The organism is Leptospira wolffii serovar Khorat str. Khorat-H2 (genome assembly GCF_000306115.2).
Classification (GTDB): domain Bacteria; phylum Spirochaetota; class Leptospiria; order Leptospirales; family Leptospiraceae; genus Leptospira_B; species Leptospira_B wolffii.
Genome location: NZ_AKWX02000001.1, coordinates 1 through 6,440, shown reverse-complemented (window position 1 = coordinate 6,440; position 6,440 = coordinate 1). Strand labels below are relative to the sequence as shown.

The window sequence follows — 6,440 nt, the reverse complement described above, 5'->3', positions numbered from 1 at the left end:
GAGCGCGATACTTTGGAATAAGGGAATTTAATACTATTGGACTTTCGTCCAAGTAGTGAAATTGAATTAAATTGCAGTGTGTTTGAGGCGTAACTTCGCTTAACTGCCAACTTGCCGCATCGCTTCGGGCTTGCTTCGCAACCCTTGCTTGGCCTTCGGCACATTTTGCTTCTGTCACTCGCCTTGCAGGGCAAGTCTCGTGCCATTGCAAAACGTCGGCAAGCCAACGTCGTTAAGCGAAATTCCGCCGGATTTTGTTTTTTTATTTTTGTAAGCTCGGAGGCGTGCGGATTTGGTTCTAAAACATAGATAATTTTTCAGAGTGTAAGCGCTCCCCAATGCGAGCTGGTGCCGTCGCCAGGGATTGCATCTTGATATTTAAGCGTCCTGCGGAAGCTTATGGTTCCATTTTATCCAATCCCGAAAGGGGAGCGCGATACTTTGGAATAAGGGAATTTAATACTATTGGACTTTCGTCCAAGTAGTGAAATTGAATTAAATTGCAGTGTGTTTGAGGCGTAACTTCGCTTAACTGCCAACTTGCCGCATCGCTTCGGGCTTGCTTCGCAACCCTTGCTTGGCCTTCGGCACATTTTGCTTCTGTCACTCGCCTTGCAGGGCAAGTCTCGTGCCATTGCAAAACGTCGGCAAGCCAACGTCGTTAGCCGCAATGATTCTCGATACTTAGCCAGTATAATGAATAAAAAACGCCAAAAAGATTTAGAGTATTCGTTTTTACCAGAGGACTATTTAAAAAGAGCATTTCATTGTCTGAAAACTGGTAAAAGAGATCATATGTTCTATGCTGCCTTTGAGCTTCGCTGTGGAATTGAAGCTCGTTTACGCGAGCATATATCCAATATGGCTAATGTAGCTAAGCACATCAAAAAGGGCTGGCAAATTGCCATACTTGGGAAGGAGATTGAGAGAGTCTTTTCAAATATAGATAAGGTTTCTATTCTTATAATTGAACTCGATGACGGATACGAACCCTTGAGACTACTATATACCCCTGTGTCTAGGAGATTACAAGAAATAGGTAAAAGATTGGGCGATTATCTTCATGTGCAGAAAATTGAGCATAGTATCAAAGATCCATGGTGGAAGGAAATGAAGGATTTGTTAATAGAAGGAGGTGAACATTTGCTTATAGCAAATGCGGGAACTCTATTGTGTCCGCCTCTTTTTAACCCAGTTACATTAGAGGGTCAGTTTTCTGCCCGAGTTACTATAAAGGAAGGAAAGAGAATTAGTTTAAGGCTTAAAAAAGGAAAGATTGCGAAAAATAACATTCGAATTGAAGAGCTAAGTTTTCAAGAGATGTTGTCAATTTATCAAAATCAAAAAAGACCATTTAAATCTTTATGAGAAGCAAGAATCACTGCGGCTAACTATCGGCTTGGCGTTACGCTTCGGGATGCTTGCGCACCCTCGCTCCAGGCTTCGCCACATTTCGCTTTGTCACTCGCCTTGCAAAGCAAGTCTCGCGCCAAGTCCTTCGGACTCGCGAAACGTCGTCAAGCCTTGGTCGTTAAGCGAAATTCCGCCGGATTTTGTTTTTTATTTTTCGAAGCTCGGAAGCGTGTAGATTTGGTTCTAAAACATAGGTAATTTTTCAGAGTTTAAGCGCTCCCCAATGGAGGCTGGTGCCGTCGGCATGATGTGCATCTTGGTATTTGAGCGTCCTGCGGAAGTTTATGGTTCCATTTTATCCAATCCCGAAAGGGGAGCGCGATACTTTGGACTAGTGAATTTGGATGCTATTGGACTTTCGTCCAAGTAGTGAAATTGAATTAAATTGCAATGTGTTTGAGGCGTAACTTCGCTTAACTGCCAACTTGCCGCATCGCTTCGGGCTTGCTCCGCAGCCCTTGCTTGGCCTTCGGCACATTGGCTCCAGTCACGACTTTTGCTTGGCAAAAGGTCGCACCTGGCTCTAACGCCTCTTCGAGGCTCAGAGTCGCCAACGTCGGCAAGCCAACGTCGTTAAGCGAAATTCCGCCGGATTTTGTTTTTTTATTTTTTTGAAGCTCGGAGGCGTGCGGATTTGGTTCTAAAACATAGATAATTTTTCAGAGTGTAAGCGCTCCCCAATGCGAGCTGGTGCCGTCGCCAGGGATTGCATCTTGATATTTAAGCGTCCTGCGGAAGCTTATGGTTCCATTTTATCCAATCCCGAAAGGGGAGCGCGATACTTTGGAATAAGGGAATTTAATACTATTGGACTTTCGTCCAAGTAGTGAAATTGAATTAAATTGCAGTGTGTTTGAGGCGTAACTTCGCTTAACTGCCAACTTGCCGCATCGCTTCGGGCTTGCTTCGCAACCCTTGCTTGGCCTTCGGCACATTTTGCTTCTGTCACTCGCCTTGCAGGGCAAGTCTCGTGCCATTGCAAAACGTCGGCAAGCCAACGTCGTTAGACGCAATGCCCATCAACTTTTATGATAGACCTAAATTCAATTTTAAACAACCTGCTTAGCAATTTTATTTGGGCACTTCTTTTAGTAATTGGAGGCCCTGTGCTCTATATCATAAGAAAAGGCTTTCAAAAAAAGAATGATGCAAACGCGAATATAGAAAAGGAAATAAATGTCGAATATGCTGAGACGGATCTTCAGCAAGAATATTCATCAATACATTTTTCCGTATCCGAATTAGAATTGGCTAGATTAAATTCGCTCAATTCATCAAAAGTTAAAACTGCAGACCCTCTAATTTTAGAAGGTAAGAGAGAAGTTTTCATCACAGATTCTAAAACTAATAAAATAGAGAAAATGCAAACGGAAAGAATAGAAATAAAATCTAATCTACCTCCAGATAGATACTTTTCTCTATATGTGGATTCGAAGCGATATTTTGATGTCTCCCCTCGATTTTCTATAGTTGAGATAAATAATATTCAGGACTATATGAAAATCGAAAATAGTGCACAACTTTTTCCCGTTAAAATACAATTGATTTGGTATGCTAGCGCGCTAAGGTTTAGCTTTACTATTGGATTTGATGAAAAAAATCTTTTTCCCATTGAGGATTGCATTTCGGCTAATGAGTTTCTTTTGGCCTTTTATACGGGGAAAATATTAACATTAAAAGAAAAAGATAGTTCTAATGAGATCCCTTTTAACATAGAAGAAGCCAGAAAAGAACTCTCTGAAAAAGTTGCTAATAATATAACGTATATAAAAAAGAATTTAGCATCCTTTCAGATTATTCAATCGCTTAGAAAAAATCTGTTTAAAAAGATACACGGATTCAGACCATCCTTGTCGGAATACGAACAAGACATCTGCGAGAAATTAAGTTCATATTATGATAATAGTGGGTTTAGGCGTAAAACGTTAAAACTTTCTTACCAATTGGAAAGAAAGAATTTAATTTTGCTTCTCAAGCCGAATTTATTTCGAAGAAATATTGGAGAATTACTTTTAAAGCCTGAAAAATCTATTAAGAATATTCCTTTTTTAGAAGGAACAATTAGATTGGAAGGACAAAGTATTCATTCTTCAAAGAATAAAATTAATAATAAAGTATTATTAATTTTTCTATTATTGATTATGCCTTTTAAAAAAGCATTTAAAGTTAATATAAATTCAATCTCTGATTCATTGGTTGTCGAAAAATTCGAAATGATAAGTTATATGAATTAAAAGTGTGGGCACTGCGTCTAACTATCGGCTCTGACGCAGCGCTGCGGGATGCTTCGCACCCTTGCTTGGCCTTCGGCACATTTCGCTTTGTCACTCGTCTTGCAGGGCAAGCCTCGCGCCAAGTGCTTACGCACTCGCGAAACGTCGTCAAGCCTTGGTCGTTATGCGACATTGTTTGAAAAAATCAGATGACAGAAAATTTTTATAAAAAATATACAGAGTATCATTTCCACCCAGCTATTTACGATATGATTGAAGTAGTTGTTTATGAAAGAATAGATGGAGGCTTTGATGTATATTTATCAGAGGAAGTAAATTCCGTTCCTGAATTCGAAGAGTCCCGCATAGACCAGTATCATATTTTTGTCGGTACAATTGATAGCGAAGATGAATTTGAAGACTTATATAAACGTAAAATAAAAAATATAATTGGAAATAGATACGAGCAAATAACTTTTTACAAAGAAAGTAAATCGAGAAAGATTTGTGGAAAAGTCTACGACGAATTGAAAAAAGCCGGTTGTTCTCATATGTCTATCCGATCAGATGAAACTGGTGATTATAGTATATATATTCGTAGAAAAGATATTGAATTTGCAGAATGTATTGTTCAATCCAATCTATTATAAGTTAAGACTGAGCTGCAAAAGATTTACTTAGGTTAAATTTAAACAACGTCGCATAACTATCGGTGCTTCCGCATCGCTGCGGGATCGCTTCGCGCCCCTTGCTTGGGCTGCGCCACATTTCGCTTTGTCACTCGCCTTGCTGGGCAAGTCTCGTGCCAAGTCCTTCGGACTCGCGAAACGTCGGAACACCTTGGTCGTTAGGCGAAATGCTGGAAGTTCATTTTGAAGAATAGATATTTATATAGATACATCAGCTTTGAAAAATTTGATGACTTAGTTCAAACAAAATCTCTGCATTTCGTTCGTCCTGAAGTTTGGGAAGATAAGCATGAGGGCTATAATTTTCCAAAAATTAAAAACCACAAGTGGGCAAAATGAAATAAGAAAAATACTAGAGACATATCCGAATACTTTAGCTAAAGGAATATTTATAGATTTAGCATTACACTTTGAAGGAATATTTTTTGCTCAATCTTGGTCTATGAATGGTGAGAGCGAAGCAATGTGGAATTCTTATAGCTCTAATAACCAAGCCATTAGAATTGCTGTTTCCGAATATAAAATCAGAGAAATAAAAAGTGTAAATCTGTTATATGTGGATTATCAAAGTGAAATCAATTTAAATGCAGAATTGAATAAAATAGGGATTAGTAAAAATAGGACTGATTTTGAGAAAATATATACGCTAAAACGTATGCCATTTTCTTATGAACAAGAAGTTCGTTTAATATTTAAAAAATCCGAAGTTATCAATGAAGGAAGTCCAGCGGAAATAAAATTATTTAAAAGTGCGTTGGCGGGCACTGAACACGAACACTTATTGAAAAGTTTTAGCCCAGATTGGCATAAGGTTGATATATCGTATATTGAAAGTTTTATTGAGAATGTTCAAACTCACCCAAAGTCAGATGATACTTTTAATAGAAAAATAAAGGAATATTGTGATTCCAATAATCTTAAGTTTATCGGAAAGTACGATCTTTACGAACCGATTGTATAAGTCCCCAGCACTTCGCCTAACTTACGGCTCTGACGCTACGCTTCGAGATTGCTTACGCAACTCTCGCTCGGCCTTCGGCACATTGGCTCAGTCACTCGAATTGCAAAGCAATTCTCATGCCTGTCTTCGCTTCGCTCAGCTCGCCAACGTCGTCAAGCCTTGGCCGTTAGGCGAAATATACAGGGATATAAATGAGGAACGATTTTTCTCAAACTATTAAAAAGAAGCTATCCGATCGCGCTGGGAACAAATGCTCAAATCCGGAATGCCGAAGAGCAACTGTCGGTCCGGCAAGTGAAAACGATAAAATAATCAATATCGGCGTCGCTAGCCATATAACCGCAGCATCACCAGGTGGGCCGAGATTCGACAAAACTCTCACTGAACTAGAAAGATCCAGTTATAAAAATGGCATCTGGCTATGCCAGAATTGCGCAAAGATTATTGATAGCGACTTAGACAAACACACAGTTGAACTAATACAAAGTTGGAAGCAGGGTGCCGAAGATGAGGCGTCAGAATATGTGAATGGTCGATTAAGCAATGTTAACGCGTTAAAGAAAGACATAATTGAATTTAGTCTTATAAGACTTGATTCATCGTTAAAAGGATGGAAAGAGACAGATGAGCTTATTGATAACTATCCGAAGATTTATCCCGAATTTCATCAAGTTTTTCGACGTTATGAATTTGCCGATATTGATCCTATATTCGATATATCTTTAATTAACAACATAGATAATGGAATTACTATATCTTCAATCGGTGTCATAATTGATTGTACAATATCTCATATTGCAGGATTTGGTGAAAGTGAAGCTTATGAGCTCGATATAAAGGCAAGTTATTCTGTAGATATCGGTTCGGTTGATGACAAAATATATACTCTATTGGAAGATCAAAAAAATCATCCCGAAAAGTATCAAGGTAGATTGATCAAAATCTTAGACCACGAGAATCTGCCCGATGAATATCGAGGTTCGATCCAGCGGATTGCTTCTAATCTTAATATTAAATTTTCAACGAGTTTACAAAAACCTATGTACATTAACGGAAACTCAGCAGTAAGAATAACTTTGCAGCTGAAGAACTATAATATTTGGCATGAGGGAATACTTCACCTATTTATTAAGACTAACAAAGGCTATTACTATTCGAAACCCG

General features: G+C 38.7%; 5 protein-coding genes. All 5 read left to right on the top strand.

Annotation, left to right across the window (positions count from 1 at the left end):
- The first annotated feature begins 696 nt into the window (after window positions 1–696).
- Entirely contained in the window at window positions 697–1,368 is a 672-nt protein-coding gene (locus LEP1GSC061_RS00025; protein ID WP_040507426.1) for a hypothetical protein, read from the top strand.
- Window positions 1,369–2,441: 1,073 nt separating this feature from the next.
- A complete protein-coding gene (locus LEP1GSC061_RS00020; RefSeq protein ID WP_016543301.1) occupies window positions 2,442–3,647 on the top strand; it encodes a hypothetical protein in 1,206 nt (401 codons plus the stop codon).
- 188 nt (window positions 3,648–3,835) lie between these two features.
- The gene (locus LEP1GSC061_RS00015) at window positions 3,836–4,276 is read left to right on the top strand and encodes a hypothetical protein (RefSeq protein WP_040507423.1); all 441 of its coding nucleotides are present in this window, start codon (window positions 3,836–3,838) and stop codon (window positions 4,274–4,276) included.
- 328 nt (window positions 4,277–4,604) lie between these two features.
- Window positions 4,605–5,276 carry a DUF2971 domain-containing protein gene (locus LEP1GSC061_RS00010; protein ID WP_016543298.1) on the top strand — a complete coding sequence of 224 codons (672 nt, stop codon included), beginning with the start codon at window positions 4,605–4,607 and terminating at the stop codon, window positions 5,274–5,276.
- A gap of 191 nt (window positions 5,277–5,467) precedes the next feature.
- The coding region (locus tag LEP1GSC061_RS20755) for a hypothetical protein (protein WP_016543300.1) at window positions 5,468–6,440 on the top strand (973 nt) is incomplete at its 3' end.

What these genes read in the sequence shown, in the direction of transcription:
- LEP1GSC061_RS00025 (WP_040507426.1), top strand. Translation starts at nt 697, where the DNA reads ATGAATAAAAAACGCCAAAAAGATTTAGAGTATTCGTTTTTACCAGAG.
- LEP1GSC061_RS00010 (WP_016543298.1), top strand. Translation starts at nt 4,605, where the DNA reads ATGAGGGCTATAATTTTCCAAAAATTAAAAACCACAAGTGGGCAAAAT.
- LEP1GSC061_RS00020 (WP_016543301.1), top strand. Translation starts at nt 2,442, where the DNA reads ATGATAGACCTAAATTCAATTTTAAACAACCTGCTTAGCAATTTTATT.
- LEP1GSC061_RS00015 (WP_040507423.1), top strand. Translation starts at nt 3,836, where the DNA reads ATGACAGAAAATTTTTATAAAAAATATACAGAGTATCATTTCCACCCA.